Source organism: Bradyrhizobium sp. LM2.9 (assembly GCF_054056555.1).
In genome coordinates this window covers 239,647-262,050 of record NZ_JBSRYJ010000002.1, presented here as the reverse complement: position 1 = coordinate 262,050, position 22,404 = coordinate 239,647, and the positions used below count along the sequence as shown (strand labels likewise).

At 59.0% G+C, this 22,404-nt stretch carries 19 protein-coding genes and 4 pseudogenes; 6 read left to right on the top strand and 17 right to left on the bottom strand.

What is annotated here, in order from left to right; all coding sequences use genetic code 11:
* Window positions 1-25 precede the first annotated feature (25 nt).
* Window positions 26-1,303 carry a lipase family protein gene (locus ACVWW3_RS02785; RefSeq protein ID WP_247480984.1) on the top strand — a complete coding sequence of 426 codons (1,278 nt, stop codon included), beginning with the start codon at window positions 26-28 and terminating at the stop codon, window positions 1,301-1,303.
* A gap of 860 nt (window positions 1,304-2,163) precedes the next feature.
* Here the strand turns inward: ACVWW3_RS02785 and ACVWW3_RS02780 are convergent.
* The 9 genes and pseudogenes from ACVWW3_RS02780 to ACVWW3_RS02740 all read right to left on the bottom strand — a co-directional run bounded on the left by ACVWW3_RS02780 (window position 2,164) and on the right by ACVWW3_RS02740 (window position 8,862).
* Window positions 2,164-2,964 (bottom strand): SDR family NAD(P)-dependent oxidoreductase, encoded by an 801-nt coding sequence (locus tag ACVWW3_RS02780; RefSeq protein ID WP_247453124.1) that lies wholly within the window; start codon window positions 2,962-2,964, stop codon window positions 2,164-2,166.
* Window position 2,965: 1 nt separating this feature from the next.
* Entirely contained in the window at window positions 2,966-3,520 is a 555-nt protein-coding gene (locus ACVWW3_RS02775; protein ID WP_247453122.1) for a carboxymuconolactone decarboxylase family protein, read from the bottom strand.
* 182 nt (window positions 3,521-3,702) lie between these two features.
* Window positions 3,703-3,864 (bottom strand): hypothetical protein, encoded by a 162-nt coding sequence (locus ACVWW3_RS02770; protein ID WP_456672453.1) that lies wholly within the window; start codon window positions 3,862-3,864, stop codon window positions 3,703-3,705.
* A 54-nt stretch (window positions 3,865-3,918) separates the two neighbouring features.
* Window positions 3,919-4,149, bottom strand: a pseudogene (locus ACVWW3_RS02765) (RraA family protein); the annotation flags it as partial.
* Window positions 4,136-4,249 (bottom strand): annotated as a pseudogene (locus tag ACVWW3_RS02760) (hypothetical protein); the annotation flags it as partial. The pseudogenes ACVWW3_RS02765 and ACVWW3_RS02760, both read right to left, overlap by 14 nt.
* A gap of 145 nt (window positions 4,250-4,394) precedes the next feature.
* Window positions 4,395-5,705 carry an MFS transporter gene (locus ACVWW3_RS02755; RefSeq protein ID WP_247453116.1) on the bottom strand — a complete coding sequence of 437 codons (1,311 nt, stop codon included), beginning with the start codon at window positions 5,703-5,705 and terminating at the stop codon, window positions 4,395-4,397.
* Between the two features lie 218 nt (window positions 5,706-5,923).
* The gene (locus ACVWW3_RS02750; RefSeq protein ID WP_247453114.1) at window positions 5,924-6,748 is read right to left on the bottom strand and encodes an HpcH/HpaI aldolase family protein; all 825 of its coding nucleotides are present in this window, start codon (window positions 6,746-6,748) and stop codon (window positions 5,924-5,926) included.
* Between the two features lie 162 nt (window positions 6,749-6,910).
* Entirely contained in the window at window positions 6,911-7,501 is a 591-nt protein-coding gene (locus tag ACVWW3_RS02745; protein WP_456671847.1) for an aconitase family protein, read from the bottom strand.
* Complete coding sequence (locus ACVWW3_RS02740; RefSeq protein ID WP_456671846.1) at window positions 7,456-8,862, bottom strand: aconitase family protein; 1,407 nt, start codon at window positions 8,860-8,862, stop codon at window positions 7,456-7,458. The genes ACVWW3_RS02745 and ACVWW3_RS02740 overlap by 46 nt, the downstream gene beginning before the upstream one ends.
* Before the next feature lie 615 nt (window positions 8,863-9,477).
* Between ACVWW3_RS02740 and ACVWW3_RS02735 the strand changes: the two genes are divergently transcribed.
* The 5 genes from ACVWW3_RS02735 to ACVWW3_RS02715 all read left to right on the top strand — a co-directional run bounded on the left by ACVWW3_RS02735 (window position 9,478) and on the right by ACVWW3_RS02715 (window position 14,427).
* Window positions 9,478-10,404 carry a LysR family transcriptional regulator gene (locus ACVWW3_RS02735; RefSeq protein WP_456650978.1) on the top strand — a complete coding sequence of 309 codons (927 nt, stop codon included), beginning with the start codon at window positions 9,478-9,480 and terminating at the stop codon, window positions 10,402-10,404.
* 300 nt (window positions 10,405-10,704) lie between these two features.
* Window positions 10,705-11,673, top strand: coding sequence for an SMP-30/gluconolactonase/LRE family protein (locus ACVWW3_RS02730; protein WP_456650979.1), 969 nt, complete (start codon window positions 10,705-10,707; stop codon window positions 11,671-11,673).
* Between the two features lie 252 nt (window positions 11,674-11,925).
* A complete protein-coding gene (locus ACVWW3_RS02725; RefSeq protein WP_247453109.1) occupies window positions 11,926-12,648 on the top strand; it encodes a LuxR family transcriptional regulator in 723 nt (240 codons plus the stop codon).
* 100 nt (window positions 12,649-12,748) lie between these two features.
* Window positions 12,749-13,381, top strand: a complete 633-nt coding sequence (locus ACVWW3_RS02720) for an acyl-homoserine-lactone synthase (RefSeq protein ID WP_247481004.1) — start codon at window positions 12,749-12,751, stop codon at window positions 13,379-13,381.
* Between the two features lie 89 nt (window positions 13,382-13,470).
* Entirely contained in the window at window positions 13,471-14,427 is a 957-nt protein-coding gene (locus tag ACVWW3_RS02715; RefSeq protein WP_247453105.1) for a LysR family transcriptional regulator, read from the top strand.
* On the opposite strand, the pseudogene ACVWW3_RS02710 reads toward ACVWW3_RS02715, so the two are convergent.
* The 8 genes and pseudogenes from ACVWW3_RS02710 to trbE all read right to left on the bottom strand — a co-directional run bounded on the left by ACVWW3_RS02710 (window position 14,400) and on the right by trbE (window position 22,396).
* Window positions 14,400-14,643 (bottom strand): annotated as a pseudogene (locus ACVWW3_RS02710) (DUF2274 domain-containing protein). The gene ACVWW3_RS02715 and the pseudogene ACVWW3_RS02710 overlap by 28 nt on opposite strands.
* Before the next feature lie 8 nt (window positions 14,644-14,651).
* Window positions 14,652-15,872 carry a TrbI/VirB10 family protein gene (locus ACVWW3_RS02705; RefSeq protein ID WP_456671845.1) on the bottom strand — a complete coding sequence of 407 codons (1,221 nt, stop codon included), beginning with the start codon at window positions 15,870-15,872 and terminating at the stop codon, window positions 14,652-14,654.
* The gene (gene trbG / locus ACVWW3_RS02700; protein WP_456672397.1) at window positions 15,869-16,882 is read right to left on the bottom strand and encodes a P-type conjugative transfer protein TrbG; all 1,014 of its coding nucleotides are present in this window, start codon (window positions 16,880-16,882) and stop codon (window positions 15,869-15,871) included. Before trbG ends, ACVWW3_RS02705 begins: the two co-directional genes overlap by 4 nt.
* Before the next feature lie 17 nt (window positions 16,883-16,899).
* Window positions 16,900-17,583, bottom strand: coding sequence for a conjugal transfer protein TrbF (gene trbF / locus ACVWW3_RS02695; protein ID WP_247453100.1), 684 nt, complete (start codon window positions 17,581-17,583; stop codon window positions 16,900-16,902).
* A pseudogene (gene trbL / locus ACVWW3_RS02690) lies at window positions 17,583-18,843 on the bottom strand (P-type conjugative transfer protein TrbL). The gene trbF and the pseudogene trbL overlap by 1 nt, the downstream one beginning before the upstream one ends.
* 3 nt (window positions 18,844-18,846) lie before the next feature.
* On the bottom strand, window positions 18,847-19,161 hold the full coding sequence (gene trbK-alt / locus ACVWW3_RS02685) for a putative entry exclusion protein TrbK-alt (protein WP_247453242.1): 315 nt from the start codon (window positions 19,159-19,161) through the stop codon (window positions 18,847-18,849).
* Between the two features lie 65 nt (window positions 19,162-19,226).
* Window positions 19,227-19,958, bottom strand: a complete 732-nt coding sequence (trbJ, locus tag ACVWW3_RS02680) for a P-type conjugative transfer protein TrbJ (RefSeq protein WP_247453240.1) — start codon at window positions 19,956-19,958, stop codon at window positions 19,227-19,229.
* Window positions 19,955-22,396 carry a conjugal transfer protein TrbE gene (gene trbE, locus ACVWW3_RS02675; protein ID WP_456650981.1) on the bottom strand — a complete coding sequence of 814 codons (2,442 nt, stop codon included), beginning with the start codon at window positions 22,394-22,396 and terminating at the stop codon, window positions 19,955-19,957. Before trbE ends, trbJ begins: the two co-directional genes overlap by 4 nt.
* Window positions 22,397-22,404 lie beyond the last annotated feature (8 nt).

The following is a 22,404-nucleotide window of genomic DNA, read 5'->3' as shown; positions in this document are numbered from 1 at the left end:
ACTGCCAAAGCGAAGGAACGCAATCATGAAAACACTGGCAAGAATTGGCATCATGGCACTCGCTCTCTGCGCCTCACCTCATCCGGGCGCGTTGTACGCCATAGCCGACGCACTACCTCAGGCGCCGATCGTTGGTGACCAGGATCTGTCGCCATTCTACCGCTGGACCGGCGCTTTGCCCGAGAAGCCAGGTCTCGTGCTACGCGAAGAAGATATACCCGATCAGCCAGAGATCGTTGCGGCCGCGTCGGCCAGGAGAATCCTGTACACTTCGACGGATGTAAGATGGCGATCCGGCATCATTCCGGTAAGCGGCACGCTCTATCTTCCGAAGGGGGCCGCGCCACAGGGCGGATGGCCGCTTGTTGCCTGGGCGCACGGCACGCTCGGCGTCGCCGACAGGTGCGCGCCATCCTGGAGCAGGCACCGGCCGCGCGATGGCGCGTACATCAACAATTGGCTGGAACAAGGTTTTGCCGTCGTTGCGACTGACTACCAGGGTCTTGGGGGGCCCGGCCCGCATCCTTATCTCAAGTGGGAAGCAGAAGGACGCTCAGTGCTCGATGCCGCTAGAGCGGCGGTCAACCAATCGAACGGACAGATCGCCAATGCCATCATCATCACGGGTCAGTCGCAAGGCTCCGGCGCCTCGCTCGGCGCAACGAGCCTCGCGCCTTCCTACGCGCCCGACCTCAACATCAAGGCATCGATCGCAACCGGCATCGTTTCCCGGTTTCCGGCGGCGGCCAATAAGCCTTCAAACGAGCAGTCTTTTGCGGGTTCACTTCCCCCGCAAATCGCCATTCTCATGATGATCGCTGGTGCTCTCGGGGACGTCGCAATAAAGCCAGACGACCTCGTTACTGAAATGGGGAAGCCACTGCTGCAGGCCGCCCGAGAGGGATGCAACGCGGAGCTTGCACAAGTCGTTCGCAGCAACGGTCTGACCGTGGCAAACAGCCTGAAAGATCCAGAGATTGCCGATCGTCTAAGCGTGGTAATCGAAATGAGTTCGGCTCGAATGCCAATACCGGTCTTTCTCGCCACCGGCCTGGCCGACAAGTTGATCCCACCGCAACGCCAATATGCCGCCGTTACAGCCCTATGCGAAGCCAGGAGCCATGTGGTTTGGAAAGCCTATGCCGGCGTGACCCATAACGGAACGGTCCACGCAGCCTACTCCGACGAACTTGCATTCGTTCAGGCCGCCTTGGCAGGGAACCCGATGCAGTCCAACTGCGCTTCGATTTCCGATCCGGGACTGCCGGGAGACCCGTTACCCGGCTTCAAATTCAACGATTGATGAGCCGCCGGTAAACCGCGCGATACGTCGAGTTCAGTCTTCGAAAAATGACTTCGCTCCTATCTCGCTGCTGGCGACTTGCCCTCTCGCTCTCGTCGTGCATCTCAGTGGCCGCCAATAGCCTTTGGGAATTTGTAGCGCTCGCCAAAGCGCAGCCGGGCAAGATAAACTTCGCCTCGGCCGGGCTTGGCACCGCCCATATCGAGGCGGCGGGTCGGCCGTCACCGATCTGATTGGCGGCCAGGTACAAATAAAGGGAACGGTTAGGCGCGGCTATCGAACACGGACCGGCGACCGCTGCCATTTCAATGTCGCAGCGTGCTCAAGGTGCTCGATCGCACCACATCAAACCTGAACCATTGCGCCGGCCGTTCCGTATTGGCGGCGCGGACTTTGAGTCGATAACTTCGCCGCCGAGCAAGTCGGCCGATTCCGAAGATGACGTCCAGAGAGCCGATCTTTGTGGTGCGGGCAATGGAAGTGACCGCTGGCGGCGGAACAATGCGATGGCACTTTTGGACCGGTTCGTTTCGGCGAATGCCCGCTTTGCGCCACAAGCAGCCAGTCGGAAGTCGATATCACGAAGATCCCGCGGCGCAAACGCAACTTCCGATTTACAGCGAGCAGCGGGCGTGGTCGCGCCACACGATGCGGCACACACTATGCCGGCCAGTCAGCGTTGCGAACCTGTCTGCCTTTCACTCTGTCAAGTTGCCGACAATAGTTTGCCGCCTTTGGCGCAGCGCTCCAAAGCGCCGAAGTCATCAACAACAACTTTGCCGGACTGCATAGTTCGCCGTCGGGCTCGCGATCTATTTTGCCTACGGCGGGAAGCGCCGCCGGATTTCGAAAGCGTCGTCCTAGCCGCGCCGCACGCTCGATCCGCCGTCGACCGGCAGCGTCACGCCGGTGATGAAGTTGGCCTCGTCGGAAGCCAGAAACAGCGCGGCGTTGGCGATGTCCCAGCCGGTGCCCATTTTCTTGCGCAATGGCACCTGACGATCGCGCTCGGCCTCGACCTCTGCGCGGGTCTTGTGCCATTCGCGCGCGCGGGTATCGACCGCCATCGGCGTGTTCATCAGCCCCGGCAGGATGACATTGGCGCGGATGCCGTATTCGGCGTTCTGATAGGCGAGCTGCTCGGTGAAGGCGACCATCGCCGATTTGGTGGCCTTGTAGGCGACATAAGGGTAGGTCGTGATCACCGCCATCGAGGAGATGTTGATGATGGCGCCGCTTTGTTGCTTGCGCATGATCGGGATGACGTGCTTGGCGGCGAGGATGCAGCTCTTCAGGTTGATGGCGACGCAGCGGTCGAAGGCTTCTTCGGTGATCGACAGAAGCTCGGCGTCGCCGCCGGCCAGGCTGACGCCGACATTGTTGTGCAGGACGTCGATCCGGCCCCAGCGCTTCATGGCCTCGGCCACCATCGCCTGGATCTCGGCGTGCCTGGTGACATCGGTCTTGCATGCGGCAGCCGTGCCCTGCTTCTCCGCGATCAAATCGACGGTTTCCTGCGCGGAAGCGAGGTTGTGGTCGACGCACAGAACCTTTGCGCCTTCGCGTGCGAAGGTGAGCGCGGTGGCCCGGCCGTTGCCCATGCCCTCGCCGGGGCTCTGGCCGGCGCCGACGACGATCGCAACCTTGTCTTTCAAGCGCATGTCAGTTCACTCCCGGGATCGGGTACTGCTGGAGTACCTCTTTGTAATAAGGCTCGTTGTCGATCTTCATGGTGGCGAGCACCCGCACGACGCCGCAATAGAAGGCGATGGTCAGGACGAGGTCGACCATGTGCTCGTCGGAGAGATGTGTCTTGATCTCGGCAAAAGTCGAATCCGACATCGCGGGCTCGCGCACCATCTCGCGGGCACCCTTCAGGATCACTTTCGCCAACGGCTCCAGCTTCGACGGTTTGCCCTCGGTTTCGGCCATCAGGCCTGCGATATCCTCGTCGGTGACGCCGAACTCACTACCGATCTTTACGTGATGGGTGAACTCGTATTCCGACTTCTCCATCCAACCGACTTGAAGGATCGCGAGCTCCCGCAGGCGCGGGTCGAGCTTGCTCTTGAAGCGGATATAGCCGCCGATGCCATTGAAGGCGCGCGCCATCTCCGGCGAATTGACCAAGAGCTTGTGCAGATTGGTGTTGCGCTTGAGTAGGTCGCGATATTCGGGCGCGACCTGGTCGGCCTCGAGATAGGGCAAGCGGGCCATTTCCGTTTCCTTTGTTGATGTGACTTAGTGTTCCTTCGGATTCACGTTCCGGTGCCTGCAGGGTGACACCGCCATCCACCGTCCGCACCCGTGATTTAGCGCGGGTAGTTGCTGAGTACCGCGAACCGCTGTCGCCGCGAGGTCCTCGTTCACTCCGGGCTGAAAGACAATTCCCGCCGCCTTTAGGCGGTCGCCGACAGCCCATAAAGCTGCATCAAGGTTGCAGACTGGCGACCCGCGATAGGCGGCAATGTACCCCGCCGTTTTAAGTCTGCGCGATCCGTTGCAGCGATCGCATCGGCCACCGGAATGTCCGCCTCGGTCAGGCCCTCGGGCAACACCACGACCCCATCGCGATCGGCCACGAGGCGCCGGCCGGGAATGAAAGATACTCCCCCAAAGGTAACGGTGATGTCGGACGTGCCTTCGCCCGCGAGGGACGGTCTGTTGGGAGCGGTCCCGTGGGCCTTCACCCCGATTTCCATCGCATCGATCTCCTCGCTGTCGCGGATAACTCCGTTCGCGACGACGCCCGCCCAACCGTTCCGAAGCACGATTTTCGGCCATTCGGTCGCCGAACAGAGCGAACGCCCAACTTCCGGCGCCGTCGATGACCAGTACCTGATCATGCGCCGGATGATTGGCCACCCGCTTGATTATATTCATCCCGGCGTTGTAGCGCACAGTGTGAATGAACCCGGCGAACGCAGGACGACGCCCGAAGCTCATGCACTGGAGCTGGCAAGACTGGATATCTGCACGCGTATCGCACAGATCACTCGTACTCAGGTTCATTCTGACTTCACATGGCTGCAGGCAGGCCGCTTCCGAGCGGCTGGTAACAATGCGGCCATCGAATTGCTCAACTGAAGCGCTATTTGTCTACGACTCGAGCGGGTAACGTGAGGGCTGCAATGGCGCCGATGGTTACCACCACCGTGATAAGGTACATGCCCAGCTCTGGATTCCCAGTGCGTACGTTTAACCAGCCGACAGCGAACGGGGACACGAATCCTGCCAGGTTCCCGAGAGAGTTCACGATGGCGATACCAATTGCCGCCGTTGCTCCCTGCATCATTGCCGTTGGGAACGCCCAAATCAAAATCGTCGCGGACAGTAGCCCAGCAGCAGCAACGGACAGGGCCAAGACAGTCGCAACGGGACCTCCTCCAATCGCCATTGCGCCTGCTAAGGCCGCGGCACCCATAAACATCGCCCCCGAAAAGTGTGCACGACGCATACGCGTTCGATCGGCCGTCCGGCCTGTCACCAGGATGGCGATAAGCGCAGCCGTGAAGGGGATCGCCGTAAGTAACCCCACCGTTAATTCGTTGCTCACACCCGAACGCATGATGAGCGAGGGCATCCAGAAGTTCAGACCATACAGCCCCATAAGTAAGCAGAAGTAGATGAAAGACAGCATCCAAACAGCGGGCAATCGAAACATCTCTGTTAGTGGAATGCCGGCCACCTTTTCCCGATTGTCGATCCTCAAATCTTCCTCAACCATCGACTTGTCTTCCTCCGACAACCATTTGGCACTTTTGATGTCATCGTTTAGAAAAATCAAAAGTAGAATCCCCGCGACGAGCGCTGGGAGCGCCTCAAGAACGAAGAGCCACCGCCACGGCGCCATGATCGTTGAGCCAGCGAAGGAGTGCAGAATCCATCCCGATATCGGCGCGCCGAGAATGAAGGCGAGAGGAATCGAAATGCCAACATACGAAGTGGCGCGACCTCTGCGACTGTTGGGAAACCATGTGCTAAGGTAGTAGATCACACCAGGCGCAAAGCCGGCTTCGGCGACGCCAATGAGGAATCGGACCACGTAGAACTGACCGGGTGTTTGAACAAACGCGGTCATGGCAGACATGATTCCCCACGTGATCACGATTCGCGCCAGCCAGCGCCTTGCACCAACCCGTGCCAAGATAGCGTTGCTCGGTACCTCAAAAAGGAAGTAGCCGATGAAAAAGATGCCTGCACCCAGGCCGTACACCGCATCGCTGAAATCAAGCGCGGATTGCATTTGTGCTTTGGCAAAGCCAACGTTGACGCGGTCGATTTGCGCAGCGATGAAAGCAAGCATCAAGACAGGCATCAGCCTCACAGTGATTCGCGCATACAGGCGATCCTTCAACGAGACGGCTGACGGCGGCGGAAAGGTCGACGGAATTGATGACATGTTTCCTCTGTTTCCATTTTTTCTGTCTTGTGGACGGCAGACGCAGGCTAATCAATCAGCTTTTGGCGGAGCACCCATGACAACTTTGGTCTCGATGAACTCGTCGAAGCCACATGGCGAAATGGTCGGCGGCCTACTCGATGTCTTCATTGCGCCTCCTATCTCAGAAACTCCGGACCTAGGCACGACACGCGATAGCGTCAGATCACAGCGATCGATCATTTCCGCGTAACGTCACCTGCCCCGCCGCCAATCAAATGTTTTGGATTTTCAACCGCCTTTTGGTATTCCTTGAATGAGCGTTCTGCCTCCGAACGCATAGCACCAACATCGGTGGACGCTGTGATGAAGTTGAACCCGTAGCCGATACTCCTCTTTATGGATTCGGTGCCCGATGCCAGCAACCCGACAATCAAGCCGCGGTTTTTCGCATGGCTTACGACGGAGGAAACTGCAGCATCCAGAACCTCATCATCGAAGAGCTTCGCTTCCGGTCGGCCAAGGGACATTGCCAAGTCCATGGTTCCCAAATAAATCCCACTCAGACCTTCAACCTGCGTGATTGCCTTGATGTTCTGGACCCCGAGTGCGGTTTCAATCATTGCAAATGTCGCAATGCTGGAGTTCGCCTGCTTCAGGTACTCGCCACCATACTGATTCAGCGGTAGTGTCGGGCCGAAACTTCGGCGACCCAGCGGCGGATAGTAAGAGTATTCCACCAGACGCGCAGCCTGCTCCGGCGTCTCAATCATTGGGCATGTGATGCCCATCGCCCCGGCATCCAACATCTTCATGATGATCCCCTCGTCTAACGAGGGCACTCTGACCAAAGGTGTCACATCCATGCGGCTGAGCAATTGAAGCATCGGGATCGCTTCAGAGCAGCCAATCAAGCCGTGCTGAAGGTCAACCGTTACACAGTCAAATCCTTGGGAGCCGAAAATCTCAGCACTGAATGTTCCGGGCATCATGCAATAGCCATTGCTTACGACACCCCGCTTTAAGGCGGCACGTTGTTTAACGGAGACTAGTGGCAAACGCATGATTCCGAATCCAGGTGTTCTCAGTTAAACGTTGTCGACTGCCACCAGCGTCCCGCTTGACGTCGACAAGGAGGCAAAGGTTGCCTTATGTGAGCTTGCAGCAGTCGCTGCCTTAAGGGGATCATTTCTCCAGCGGAAGACGTGGCTTTCCTATTCCCGTGCTTAGTTGCCGAAGCGCGACCTGAGTTCGGAGAAGGACAGCAGCTCGCCGCCTATCGCGCTTGCCGCTACGGTGGGTGGACTGGCGAGCCAAATCTGGCCTGGACCAGAGCGTCCTGGGAAGTTCCGGTTCTGCGCGCTCACCGTTACCTGGTCCGGCCTCAGCGATGCGCCCGGCCCGGAATTGGCACAGGCCCCGCAGTCGGGCAGCAGCACCGTCGCGCCAACTCGCTCAAACATTTTCGAGTAACCTTGAGCCTCGCAGTAATCGCGAACCGCCATTGTGCCGAATTGAAGGTAAAACTCGACTCCCTCGGCAACCCTCAAACCGTGATCGGCGGCCCATGACAAGACAGCGTAATAGGCATCGAAATCTTCGCGCTTGCCCCCCGTACAAGATCCTGCAAAGGCTATATCAATTTTGGGACGAGCGGCCAGACTAGCCAATGGGATGCCATTACCCGGATCGCCTGGAGAAGCGACCATGGGAGACAGCAGGGCCGTCTCTATGACGATGATGTCTGAGTAGTTTGCGCCCGGATCACTCTTCATCCAGGGCTCAAGGACAAAGTTGATGCCGCGTCTTTCCCGCAAAAATTCACAAGTCTTCTCGTCGGGCTCGACGATCCCGGCGAATCCCCCGAGTTCTCCGCCACCATATTTGTTAAGGTCGTTCGCTCATCGATCGACATGTGGCGCAGGCTCGTGCCACAGAACTCAAACACTTTTCCTATTCCCAAGCCTCCTCGGATCTTGGGATGAGCAAGCAAGTGCAATGCAAGGTCCTTGCCGGTAATACCCGCTGGCACCTCGCCGTTGAACTCGATGCGAATCGTTTCCGGCACCGTAAGGCGAACTGCTCCAGTAAGCATTGCGTTGGCCATGTCGGTAGTTCCTACCCCGAAGGCCAAACATCCCAGCGCTCCTGAGTGAGGAGTGTGAGAATCAGTTCCCACCAACACTTGGCCCGGTAGCGCGTAGCGTTCTGCCATGATCGGATGGCAAATGCCCTCGGACCCGCCGGGTCCCGGCAGATAGCCATGTGAGCGGATGCCGTACTCCCGCAGAAACTCTTCATGGACATCATGCATGACACTTACGCGTCGCGGCGGCGGGCCAGAATTAATGTATTTTGGATGTCGATTGATGTACGAAGCGTGCTCTGCAAATCCCAAAATGGAGCCGACATCCACAAGCTTCAACGGCCGGCCGAACGTGGCGTGCATCATGTGAGCCGCCATACCCGTGTAGACCTCAATAATATAGCGCCAGTCTGCGCGAACGAATGCGCCTTGGCCCGGAACCAATTCACCGCTGGTGTCATTACTCTCGATGACGTTCCGCGCCAAAATCTTTTCTGTGAGCGTCAAAGGCCGCGGATGCAACGCCGCTCGGCTACGTCTTACGACCTTTAAGTGCTCGCGCCCATAAAGGAGTAGTCCGCCCATTCGTAGAATGGAGGCCGCCAGCCTATCGCGTGGCGCGAGGAGTTCTTCAATCGCGATGCGTTCACCGCGCTGAATTCTTTCAATCAGACCGAAATCCGTTGATGTATATAGACCAATATTATCAGCATTCTGTCGGTAAATACGCTCGAAGCTTTCGGCAACGACAAGGCGTATTCCTGCATATCGCTCGGCTAAGGGACTATGTTCACGCGAGGAGCCCTTGCCATACCGTTTGCCCCCAACGGTAATTGAAAACCCTCCCGCAAGGGCAGCGTCCTCATTGATCGGCTGCGCCTCGCCTGCCGTAAACCCAGTGTAAACGTGCCGCCCCAACTGCTCATCAACGTAGAACAGGGAAGGGCCCGGAGTGATCTCGTCGGTCGATATGTCATTTCGCAGCGGGCCCACATCGCTGAGCCTCATATTCGCGCCGGATAGCTGAGCACGCAGCTTTTCCTCGTCACCGCAAAGAAAGAGAATGCGGCCCGGAAGATCTAGGTAAGTCATCGGCGTTTCCTCGTTGCCTCAAGTCTAGATTTCATCGGCAGGACGAAGAACTTCTCGTTAGGCAGCCCCCCGTTCTCCAAACGCGAAGCAGTCTCTACCTCAGACTTTTGGAGTTCGTGCGCCGTCCGGGCAAACAACGATTGGTACCTGCAAAACCCGCTCAAATCGCTAGAGCAAAGGGCACCGAGCACTGATTCATGCAATAGCATGCATAAAGTGGCCGCTACCCTGCGATGACGCGACCCGCCGCTTTCCCATTTGCGCACGGGTAGATGTCTACAGACGAGTGGACGAGGACAAATCTGAGCGATAGAATACCTTACGGTAAGCTTTGTCCGCGCGACGAACCAACGCGTGTGCGAGACCGTGAAAGAACTCGGTCTGACCACCGCGGACACTCAGAGACAACTCTCGATGCCAATCTTTCGACGAAATATACTGGTGCTCCTGGGTGCATTCGCGGCAGATTCTAATCGAGGCCGATCCAATGTTTAGAGGCCGCAGCTTCTATTTGCGGCGCATGGAATCGGAGCCTGTGGTTAGATACTTGCTGCCGTCAGGCCCCCTGTATTCTCAACATGTCGAGGCTGCGCGTATTCGTATTCGGGATTGGCTATGCGCACGCCACTAAATCCAAACATCTGGATTCGTAAGTTCGACCTCATGACATTGAGGCTGTTTGCCTCAATTACGGAAGAGAAGAACATCGGCCGGGCCGCATCGCGTGAGGCTATCGCAGCCTCTGCCGTGACTAAACGCATGCACGATCTTGAAGACACTTTCGGCTTCAAATTGCTCTATCGCGATCCGAAAGGGACGCGGCTGACGCCCGCGGGCGAAATTGTCGAGCGGCACGTGCGACACATCTTGAACAGCGTCGAAGATCTGCATCATGAGTTGGCCGAGTTCGCTGATGGTGTGCAAGGACATGTACGCATCTGGGCGACTAAATCGGCTTTTGTGGAGTACTTGGCGCAGGACATTAGCGAATTCGCGCGGGCCTATCCCATGGTCACGTTTGAAATCGTGGAAGAAGATAGCTCAGCTATCGTGCGAGCAGTGAGTGCGGGCATTGCCGACGTGGGGGTCTGCGTGGGGTTGAAGGAGCCAGTCGCGAAAGTATCGAGTCAGACCTATCGGCCCGATGTCCTCGTTGCAGTGATGGCACCACTGCATCCTCTTGCTGTCGCACAATCGCTCAATGCCGAGCAGTTGCTGGCTGCGGATGTCATCGCTTGGTCGGAGGCAAGTTCAACAATGCACGCCCTTCAATCAGCAGCGACAAAGCTTGGGCGCACGTTCGAACCGAAGTACCGGGTACGTTCCGGTGATGTGGCGCGCACGCTTGCGATTGCTGGATTAGGTATCGCGATCACACCGCTAGGGACGCTTCCCCCACTGGATCAGCCCGATCGTGCCACTTATGTGCCAATCCAAGAGGACTGGGCGCAACGAAAGCTCGAAATATTCGTTTCGACGGACCGAGCGCAGTCAATCGCGCTGCGGACCCTACTCAAGCACCTAATCGACGAAATAAGTTAGCCTGGTCGGCGCTCGAGTCGAGCCTGGGTGGTTACTCTAAAATGGCGGCAGTAGTTCCAGTGTACCCGACGCACGCCCGCGACTGGTGACCTGAAACTGGCGATCCGACTGCCGGCCAAATCGCCAAGATACACGGTCCCGTAGATCCCTGCCCCCGAATGCGACGCTTACGCTGCCGCAGCTTGCCTTACCCCACGGCTGGTAGGCACTCGCGATTTAAGACGTACCGGTTCACCATTTGGCAGGCCGCACTGCCCAGACTGCAGATAAACTCCATGGATCGCATATCAAGGAGAATTCATGGGCATCACGGTAGCGGACCTAGCATTTGTCGGTAGCGATTTGGAGCGCCCCGAGAGCGTCTTGGTCACATCGACCGACGTGTTCGCGGCAGATCACATTTGCGGGGTGACCCGACTAGGTGGAGCGCGAACACCGCTTCACGATGCGCCGGAGGGGTTTCTACCGAACGGCATCGCGCTAACACCAAATGGAGAGTTCCTTATTGCAAACCTCGGCGATGAGGGAGGCGTTTGGCGAATTGACGCCGACCACCATCTACACCCTTTCCTACTGGAGGTGGATGGGCGTCGGCTCAGAAACTGCAACTTCGTCGGCTTCGACGATTCGGGCCGCCTCTGGATCTCGGTATGCACTCAGCAGCGACCACGAACCAAAGCGTTCAATCGATACACGGCGGACGGTTACATCGTGCTAATAGATGAGCAGGGTGCGCGTATCGTTGCCGAGGGTCTGGGCTTTGCCAATGAGTGCCGTGCAGATCCGACCGGAAAATGGCTCTATGTCAACGAGAGCACATCGCGCCTGCTTTCACGCTTCCCCATAGAAATCGTTGATGGTCGGACTAGCCTTGGCTCGAAGGAGGTAGTGTATGCCTTCACCGATGGCGACTTCCCTGATGGCCTGAATTTTGATGTTGATGGTGGAGTGTGGGTGGCTTGCGTCCTCTCCAATCGGGTCGTTCGCATCGACCTAGCGGGCCGCCGTGAGGTCATCCTGGAGGATGCCGATCCGTGGCTGATCGCTGAGGCAGAAGAGAAATGGGAAGCCGATCAGCTCAGCGATGCCGTTGCACGAGCGGGTTTGACCCGATGTCTGCACAACGTGTCCTGCGTTGCGTTTGGAGGCGCCGACCTGAAAACCGTTTACCTAGGAAGTCTCGCGGGAAAAAAGCTCGCAACATTTAGATCGGGCATTGCGGGAGCGCGTCCCGTGCACTGGAACTACACATCAGCCATTCAGCGTTAAGAGGCCCAATGGCGACCGTCGGGCGCGCGGTATGCCTAGGTCAGGCGAATGCGTGCCAGTACGGGGGACAATTCCACGGGCGCGCACTCTCTACGCCCGTGACCATAGGAGCGTCGCCATTGAGCACTTTGCAGCGTTTGGTTCGCCCTACTATTTGGTCGAAAGCACAACCGAGAGTTCACTCCCGCAACTGCGCATAAGTCGCGCCATTGACAGTTCCCAACTAGAGGCAGAGCGCATCGAAAGTTCAAGATGTATCGCATCTTTCAAGCGTTTGTTGATCGGCTGACCGAAAGCGCGGATGCCGACGCTCTACGGCAAGGTATGGCCGAAACCGTGAATTCACTTGATCTTTGCTGCTTTGCTTATCTATCGGTATCGCCTGATCCAAAGATTGTACCGCAGCTGATCTCAACTTATCCTTCAAATTGGACAGCCCATTATGTGCAGCATCACTATGAGCGGTTCGATCCGGTAATTATTCGTGCGCTTGAGCAGCCCCTACCTTTCGAATGGGGCCTTGGAGTTGGACCACCAGTGCGTTCCGAATCCGAGCGTGAGCTATTTGAAGAGGCCGCTCGGTTTGGTATCCGATACGGATTCACAATACCAATTCACGACAAGAGCGGCGTTGTCGCCGCGGTGACCTTTGCGGCCGATGAGCGTCACTCCCGTTTCGAGCGTTCAATAAGGAAGCATGCAGAAGTTCTTCAACTCATGGCGATGTATTTTCACGCACATGCCCGCCGCAAGTTAGTGGCCGACGATGTGATTAATGGCGTTGTGTTATCACCACGCGAGATCGAATGTCTCAAATGGGCTGCCCAAGGTAAATCGGCGTGGGAAACAGGTCGCATCCTCGGCATCTCGCGTCATACCGTTGCGTTTCACCTTGATAATGCCAAGACAAAACTTGGGGTTCGCTCGACGATCCAAGCCGTGGTCCGTCTGACGGCTGCGCGACCGAACATATAGCAGCTACCAAACCATCCTCAACCCTCCGTTGTTAGGGAGGTGCGTCACGCCCTCGAATTTGACTTCAATGCAGCATAGTTTTCTGCGTTAGGAGGGCAAGATGATGCACCTGATTTCATCCGAGCATTGCGGAACTTTTGCCAAAGAGATCGCCGAAATGCACCGGCTACGATACCGCGTGTTCAAAGAAAGGCTTGATTGGGACGTCCAGACCAGCGGCGATATGGAGATTGATGAGTTCGACGCGCTCCGTCCGGTGTATCTCGTCCAGCGAGCAAACGATGGCCGCATTCAGGGCTGCGTGCGCCTGCTTCCATCTACTGGACCAACGATGCTGCGCGAAGCCTTTCCTTTGTTGTTGGAGGGGCTCGCGCCTCCCGCCAGTCCCACGATCTGGGAGAGCAGCCGTTTCGCGCTCGATGTCGGCGAAAGCACGCGGGATGCAGTTCGCGGATTAGCCAGCGCGACATACGAGCTCTTCGCCGGCATGATCGAATTTGGCTTATCTCGGGGGCTTACAGATATCATCACCGTTACAGATGCCAGAATGGATCGGATCCTGCGTCGTGCCGGCTGGCCGCTACGGGGATTTGGGGAACCCCGAAAATTCGGGAATACGCTAGCTGTTGCGGGTTATCTAGAGGTCTCGAGTAAAACTCTGGCGAAAGTGCGCGAGACAGGCGGTCTCCCTGGACCTGTTCTCTGGGCCCCCGTCATGTCGTCTGCTGCCTGAAGAAGACGCCCTACGAAGTTTGGCGACGGCGACGTCCTTGCTGAGCGGAGACGCGCAGGAACCGGTCCAGTTACCGAGAATCGGAAATAATGGCGATCGACGAAACAAGCGACAAGCGGCCTGCTGGAAGGACTCTCACGATAGACTTGCAGCAGCTGCGATTTGCGGTTGCCGCTAGTGACTGCGGAAGTCTCAGGCGAGCGGCCGACCTGCTTTCCGTTCGACACTCCTTGCTGAGCCGCTCCATCAGTCAGCTAGAGCATTTGATCGGAGCCACGATATTCGAACGCTCCAGTGGAGGGGTGAGACCAACACTCGCCGGGAAGAGAGTCCTGCGAATAGCGAGAATAGTCCTGGAACAGGTCGATGCACTTGTTGCAACAGGGAGATCTAATGGTCGGGGTGAAGCCGGCCGCATCTCGGTCGGATTCTGCACGTCCATTTCTGCCGGGAATCTGCGCGCTACCTTACTCGACTTCAGGAGGCGATTTCCGCATATTGACCTGGCAACGGTTGAGCGGCCGCGTATCCGCATGATGAATAGCCTTAGAAGTGGTACGCTCGACATAATCGTCGTCCCGGGAGACGCTCCATCATCGGAAAATCAAACTCTCAAGCTCTGGAGCGAACGGATACTTGTCACCTTGCCCGAACGCCATCCATTGGCGGCGCGCGAAGTGATCCATTGGACTGATCTGCGTGGCGAGACTGTTCTGCTAAGCCAACACGATCCTAGTCGTGAGCTTGAGGATCTCATGATCTCGAAGCTCGTATCTTCGGTCGACCGACCAAGGGTCGACCGGCACGACGTTAGCCGAGGCATTATCAAGAGCCTCATCAGTATGGGGCTTGGAATCAGTTTTGTTATGGAATCTGACACGGGAGCGAGCTTCGCCGGCCTTGTATATCGTGAGCTTCGAGACGGAACGGGATCAAGTCGAATAGATTTTTCCGCGCACTGGCGCGCCGATAACGAGAACCCGGCTTTGGGCGGTTTCCTGAAGGTATTGTCGGAACGCTATCGTTCGCCAGCATCTCCCGAATGAATTGCCCGTCTTAGCTTCGCAAACCCGCGGTCTGTGGCCATGAACCGCGCCAGCATAGGCGCAATCAGCTTGCTTGGATCGCTGATTGGCAGGCCTGATTCACTTGCGAGGGCTTTCGCGTATGTGGCGCAGATCTCGATGCACGGAAGCTGGCAATTCAAGGTTTATCTTCACAGGCTTGTCGTCGGGAAGCGTCGCAATCTTGAGCTTAGCCATAACTGCCGTCACCCTCTATATGATTCGAGAACTAGATCGCGATTGACAATCACTCGCACGGGGAATCCCGGACGGATGGTCAGCGTCGGCTGAATATTGAGGCTACGACGAACAACCTGCTGGCCGGTTTGATTCAGCGAGTCCGCTGCGCCGTGCCGCAAAGCCTGCATGATGGCACTGTCGTTGCTGTTGGTGTCGGACCCCGCGCCGAGCTCGGTGCCGACAGCAAGCAGCGTCGAAAGGGCGGCGGCTTTGAGCAATTCGCCCCAATGGTTGTCGATTTCGTCTTCGAGGCCGGCATATCCTGCTGCGTCTGCACCCGGCTGCCGCTCAAGAACGATCGAACGACCGTTCGGCATGATAAGGCGGGTCCAGACCAACAACACGCGTGACTGACCGAACGCAACCTGACTGTCGTAGACCCCGATCAAGCGGGCTCCTTGCGGGATAAGCAGGAGACGACCGGTCGGCGAATCGAAGACGCTTTCTGTTACCTGCGCGGTGATTTGCCCGGGCAAATCTGAACGGATGCCTGTGATGAGAGCTCCTGGAATAACCGTCCCCGCCTGCACCACGTACGGCGAAGCCGGCTTCGTGACGCGGTCCGGGCTTGTGGTACGGCGATCCACCGTTGCGTTGACGAAGGCAAGTTTGCGGTCCTGACCGTTCTGCGCAAAGCCGTCGTCAGCTCCCGGCATGGACAATGCGGCGGCGGCTCGGTCCACGCTCGAAGCCTGGGTTGCAGCGGACGTCGTCTCGCGAATATTGGTGGAGGCGAACAAGCGGCTGACACGCGCGGCTTGGATCTCCTGGTCACGGCGCTGCTGCTCCTGATCGAAGCCCGTCGTGGTCGTGGTTGGCGGCTGCCCCTGAGCGGCAAGGATTGGCCGGCCGAGATCACCAGGAAGCGGTGGGCCCAGCGAGGGCACCTGACGCGGAACGCCGGCATAGTCCCGCGGCAAGCCGGCGAGGCCATCAGCGACGTTATGGTGATCGGTGCTGTAGAGTTCGTCCGGCGCGGGTCCGCGAGAGCGGTTGCTTTGCAGAGCCCAAAGCACGGCACCCCCAACAAGAACCAATGCAACGGCGCTCCCTCCTGCCAGAACTTTAAGGGATAGCCTCGTGACGCGTGGATGATCTGCCCTTAACCTGAAGCCACGTGCCAATTCTTCCGACCTGTTCGGCTCGCCGGGCTGCCCGCTACTGTCATTGCTCTGAAGTGTGGTCATGACGACGGCCTCCCGTCGGTCCGGACAATCCGGACTTTCTGCTGATGCTCGCCACCGAGCCGCAACTCCGCGGCTGCAAAGAGCCGGTCGACGATCAGGACGTTGCCGTGGGCGCGGTAGTTCACGATCTCGGTCTTGCCGTCATGACCAATGACGAAGAGAGGCGGCATCTCGCCTTGAACGATGCCTTGCGGGAACTCGATATAGACCTTGCGTCCATCGTCATAAGCGGTCAGCGGCCGCCAGGGCGGACCGTCGCCCTCAATGGCATAGCGGAAACGACGCTGCGTCGGATCAGGCAATACCGGCGTCAAAGGCAGTGACCGCGTCTTGCCCTGCCGATCCTCCGGATAGTACCAAGCGACCGAAGGCATATAAGGCTTTTCGCGGGCGCGTAGCTCGATCAGGTAGGTGCGCCGATCGGTGTTGACGACAAGATTGGTTTCGATCGAAGCGCGGGTCGGCTTCACCAAAATGTGGACGCGGCGGGTATCTGCGCTGCCGCTTTCGGTATCGCCGACCACCCAACGAACGGTATCCCCTGCCGCGACCGGACCCGATCCCGTAAGTTGTTCGCCCTCCTCGAGCGCGATATCGGTGATCTGTCCGGGCGCGGCATAAACCTGGTACAGCGCACCCGGGCTGTAGGCATAGACCTGCGCGGCGTTAAAATATCCCTTCTTGCGTGGTTCGACGCGAGCTGCGCTGTTCGCCGTCTCCACCCGGTTCACCGGCTCGGTCTCCTCCTTGCTACCGGACTTGCCGCCAAGGGCCGGTTTCCACGGCGGCGGGACATGAAGCGGCTGCGGCTTGTCGTCAGCAGGTACCGGCGGCGGAGGCAATGGCGGAACATCACTGTCGTAGCTGATCTCCGGCGGCGTGAACGTGGAGCAACCACCCAAAGCTGAAGCGCAAAGTAGCAGTGCCGGAAATATCGCCTTTCGGAACGCCGAACCATCTGATCTGAATGAGACGGAGCGACTGCCCGAAGCACGGTGCGGAGAAGCCATATTGCGAAAACGCGTCTTCACTGCCCAAGCTCCTTCGACCAGTTGATGGCATGAACGTAGACGCCGAGGGGGTTCTTGCGCAGCCGATCGGCATCGCGTGGCGTCTCGATCACGACGCTAAGAATGGCAGTCCAGCGCTCGGTTGAACTGAGAGACCCGTTGTCGTAGGCGCGCTGAACCCACGCCACCCGAAAACTCTCCGTCGATGCGCGAATAACACTGGATACCTCGACCGAGACCTGCACTTTGCCGAGCCTGGCAAAGGGATCGTTGGTTCGGGCGTAGTCATTGAGAGCGGCAGCACCGCGATCGGTCGTAAAGTCGTAGGCCCGCAGCCAATTCTGACGCAGCACGATGGCGTCAGCCGGCAGACCCCTGACATCCTCGATGAATCGCGCCAGGTGGTAGGCGATCTGCGGGTCTGTCGGCTGGTAGTCTGTATTGGCCGGTGCCACGCGCTGTGCCTGGCCAAGACGATCGACCTCGACAACCCAGGGCGTGATCGTGCCTTGCGTCGACTGCCAGACGAGACTGCCGGCGAGACCCGTCGACAACGCGAGGCATCCGAATGCCATTAATCGCCAGTTTTTTGCCTGCACGCGGGCTGACCCGATACGGTCGTCCCAGACCTGCGCTGCTTTTTGATAGGGTGTGACCGGCTCGGGCGTGCGACCGTAGTGAACGGATGGACGTTTAAACATCAGTGGTTTCCTTCAGAGAGATCGATCGATGCGCCGCCTCCACCATGGTCGCCCGAGCGAACGGCATGGGTGACGGCTGATGCGCCATGGCTGACGGTCTGGGCACGCTTCATGCGCCGCGCCCACTCGGGCGGACTATCCGGCGCGGCGTTCCCGGTCTCAGCACCGGCGCCCCCGGTGGTTGGCACCTGCCCGGCCGATTGAGCGCTGTTACTGAGAGTTGCCGCGACCCGGCGCAGCGGGCTTGCCACGGCCGAGAGCCCGGCATCGGCAACACCGCTCAGGCCGCCACTGCGATAAGCCGCGGACGCACCGCTTGTGAGCGCGGCGCCGCCTCGCGCGGCTCCCGCCATCGCTCCGCCAGCGAGACCAGCACCGCCTGCAGCCAAGCCGGCGCCGGCGGCAACAATGCCGCCCGCTGCAAGTCCGGTCCCGACCGCGGCACCCGCGCCGAGTTGTGGTCCACCGGACACCAGGCCGTTCGCTATCCCTGGACCGAAAATGCCGAGACCGAGCAGCGACAATGCCGCCAGCACCAGCGCCATAGCGTCTTCGATGGTCGGCTGTCCGCTGTTGAACCCAGACGTGAACTGAGAGAACAGTGTCGAGCCGATGCCAACAATGACGGCAAGAACGAGAACTTTGATGCCTGACGAGACGACGTTACCGAGCACACGCTCAGCCGCAAATGCGGTCTTGCCGAACAAACCAAAGGGGATCAGTACGAAGCCGGCGAGCGTCGTCAGCTTGAATTCGATGAGGGTCACGAATAGCTGGATCGCCAGAATGAAGAAGGCGAGTAGCACAACGACCCAGGCGAATAACAGCACAACGATCTGGACGAAGTTCTCGAAAAAACTGATGTAACCCATCAGACTGGAGATCGAGTCGAGGATCGGCCGGCCGGCATCGAGGCCAACCTGGGCGATCCGTCCCGGCCGCAGAAAATCCGCGGATGACAGGCCCGTGCCGGGACGCCTTCAGCCCGAGACCGGCAAAGCTCTCGAAAACGATGCGGGCTAGATTGTTCCAGTTACCGATCAAGTAGGCGAAGACGCCGACGAATAGAGTCTTTTTGACGAGCCGTGCGATCAGATCGTCATCGGTCCCCCAGCTCCAGAACAAAGCCGCGAGGGTAATGTCGATTGCAGCCAACGTCGTTGCAAGAAAGCCAACTTCGCTGCCCAGAAGGCCGAAGCCAGAATCGATATAACGGGTATAGGTATCGAGGAACTGATCGATCACGCCGGTGCCGGTCATGGCTTACTCGCTCTCCGGGAGGGCCACCGATGGATAACCTTGCGGCATGCGGCTCTGATCCTTTGGCGGCAACTCAGACGGTTGGCTGGAGAGCGCGTCATTGCCAGCGGGAGCCGTCACACTTCCCTTCCGACCGAAAAACCGGCGTCGGTTCTCAGCCCAGATCCGGCGACAGTGGTCGTAGGTTGCCGTCTGCTCCGGCGTGACCGTTCGACAGCCCGCGAGGCTGGAGGCGAACGTGCCCGTGGTCTGTGGACCCGGCGAATTCGCCGCCGTTTCCTCGCCGTCACCGCGGAGCTGGATGGCGCATGCTGCCATCACCAACATCATGGACCCGGCCGCTGCGACAATTGGCAATCGTTTGAACCTGCTGAACGCGCTCATCAATGAAACATCTGCACGCTTGAGGATTGATAACCTTGGCCCGGGGTCAAAAACCGCCGCAGCTGCTCGCGGCCCTGATCCTGCGCCGCTGCGCGTTGAGCCGCTTCAAGGCTCTGCGCCCTACCCTGGGCGGCGACGGTTGCCGTGAGATCGCCGAGCTGCTGAGCCTGAAGCGCTAGGATCTGGTTGCCGGCCTGTGTCGCCTGCAGCGCGCCGCTTGCGCCCTGGCTCGATGTTACGAGCGCCGACGTCTGGGTGCGGTTGGTGTCGAGGTTGCCGACAACGCCGGCCTGCACACGCAAGGCGTCCTGCAGCGCGGCGACCGAGTTCTGCCAACGTGATTGCGCGTTGGTGATGAGTGCTTGATTGGATTGACTGCTCGTCGCCGGCGCATAATTAGTCGAGAACGCGCGGTCGATCTGCTGCACATCATAAGCAATGCGCTGGGCCTGAGCGAGCAATTGCTGGGTACGTTGGATCGACGATTGAAGTTGTTGTAGCGACGAGTATGGCAGGCTCGCCAGATTCTTCGCCTGGTTGATCAGCATCTGCGCCTGGTTTTGCAGCGACGTGATCTGGTTATTGATCTGCTGCAGCTCGCGCGCCGCCGTCAGGACATTCTGGACATAGTTGTTCGGATCGAAGACAATCCACTGCGCAGATGCTGGTGACACCGCAGCAAGCGACAACGCGACAGCGCTCGCCGCCGCAAGAACGCAAAGACGTCTCATAACAATGTCTCCAGATTGCTCAGATTTGGGATCAGATCCGTGGCCCACGAAGCGTCGCGATGCCGGAGCCAGGCGGGCACGAAGCCGTCGCGGCCGTGTTCTGCGAGTAGGCGTTCGATTGCCGCCTGGTCGGTCTTGGAAGAGGCCGCCGTAAAAGCGAGCGCGACTTCGCCCAGACCCAACTCGAACATCCGATTGCCGCGGCGGGACTGGCAGTAGTAGTCGCGCTTCGGTGTTGCCCGGCTCAACAGTTCGATCTGCCGGTCGTTGAGACCAAAGCGGCGATAGATCGCCGTGATCTGCGGCTCGATCGCGCGTTCGTTCGGCAGCAATATGCGGGTCGGACAGCTCTCAATGATGGCCGGCGCAATGCCTGAACCGTCGATGTCCGAGAGTGACTGCGTCGCGAAGATGACGGAGGCGTTCTTTTTGCGCAGGGTCTTCAGCCATTCGCGCAATTGTCCGGCAAAGTCCTCGTCATCAAGTGCGAGCCAGCCTTCGTCGACGATCAGAAGGGTTGGGCGGCCATCGAGACGTTCTCCAATGCGATGGAAGAGATAGGCAAGTACCGCTGGTGCGGCGCCGGTGCCGATCAGACCTTCGGTTTCAAAGGCCTGAACCGATGCTTCGCCGAGGCGCTCGAGTTCGGCATCTAGCAACCGGCCGTAGGGCCCGCCGAGGCAATAAGGTTGCAGGGCCCGCTTCAGTGCGCTCGACTGGAGCAACACCGACAAGCCTGTCAGGGTGCGCTCCTGGATTGGCGCCGAGGCCAACGACGTCAACGCGGACCACAGATGGTCCTTGGCCTCGGGCGTGATCTCGATCTTTTCCCGCGTCAGGATCGCGGCGATCCATTCGGTCGCCCAGCCCCGCTCGGAGGCGTCGTCGATCCAGGCCAGCGGCTGCAGCGCAACAGGTTCTGAGGCATCGTCCAACAGCGCTCCACCCAGATCATGCCAGTCGCCCCCCATAGCGATGGCAGCCGCCCGGATCGATCCGCCGAAATCGAAGGCAAAGATCTGCGCCCCCGGATAGCGGCGGAACTGCAACGCCATCAGCGCCAGCAGCACCGATTTACCGGCGCCGGTCGGACCAACCACCAGCGTATGACCGACGTCACCGACATGGAGAGAAAACCGGAACGGGGTCGAACCCTCGGCTTTTCCGAACAGAAGAGGCGGTGCCGCGAAGTGATGGTCCCTCACCTCGCCGGCCCAAACCGCGGATAGTGGAATCATATGGGCCAGGTTGAGGGTCGAGACCGGTGGTTGCCGGACATTGGCATAGGCATGTCCCGGCAAACTGCCGAGCCAGGCTTCGACAGCATTCACCGTCTCAGTCATCGAGGTGAAGTCGCGACCCTGGATCGTCTTTTCGACCAGACGCAGCTTCTCATCGGCCACGCGCGGGTCGTCATCCCATACGGTGACAGTCGCCGTGACAAAGGCTTCGCCGATCTGGTCCGAGCCTAGTTCCTGGATCGCGGCATCGGCGTCCATCGCCTTGTTGTGAGCGTCGGTGTCGAGAAGCGTCGATGCCTCGTTCGTCATCACCTCTTTGAGGATGGCGGCGATCGACTTTCTCTTGGCGAACCATTGCCGGCGGATCTTCGTCAGCAACTTGGTCGCATCGGTCTTGTCGAGCATGATCGCACGCGTCGACCAGCGATACGGAAATGCCAAACGATTCAGTTCGTCGAGTATTCCGGGCGTCGTCGCGGTCGGAAACCCGACGACAGTGAGAACGCGCAGACGCGATGTACCCACTATCGGCTCGAGGCCGCCGGTCAGCGGCTGATCCGCCAGCAGCGCATCGAGATACATCGGGATCTCGGGCACCCGCACTCGATGACGCTTCGTCGACACACAGGAGTGCAGATACGTCAGCGTCTCCGGGTCATCCAGCCAGGCGCATTCGGGCATAAAACCCTCGACCAGCTGGAGCACCCGATCGGTGCGGTCGACGAAACCGCGCAACACCTCGCGGGCGTCGGCGTTCTCGGTCCGATCGCGGCCCTCGTAGAGAAACCGCTCGGCCCGCGCGGCGTCCTCGGCCGGCGGCAGATAAAGAAAGGTGAGGAAATAGCTCGATTCATAGTGAGCTCCCGCCTCTTCGAATTGAGCTCTGCGCTCGGCATCGACCAGGGCGGACGCCACATCCGGAAACGTGCTTGCCGGATACCGGCTGGCAGAATGACGTTGAGCCTCGACAAAAACGACCCAGCCCGAACCGAGACGGCGCAAGGCGCTGTTGAGGCGGCCAGCGACGGCGACGAGTTCGGCGGGCACTGCGCTGTCGAGATCCGGTCCGCGGAACCTTGCGGTGCGCTGGAATGAGCCATCCTTGTTGAGGACGACGCCCTCCCCAACCAATGCGGCCCAAGGCAGGAAATCCGCGAGGCGGGTGTTTGAGCGGCGGTATTCGGCAAGATTCATCATGACTGAAA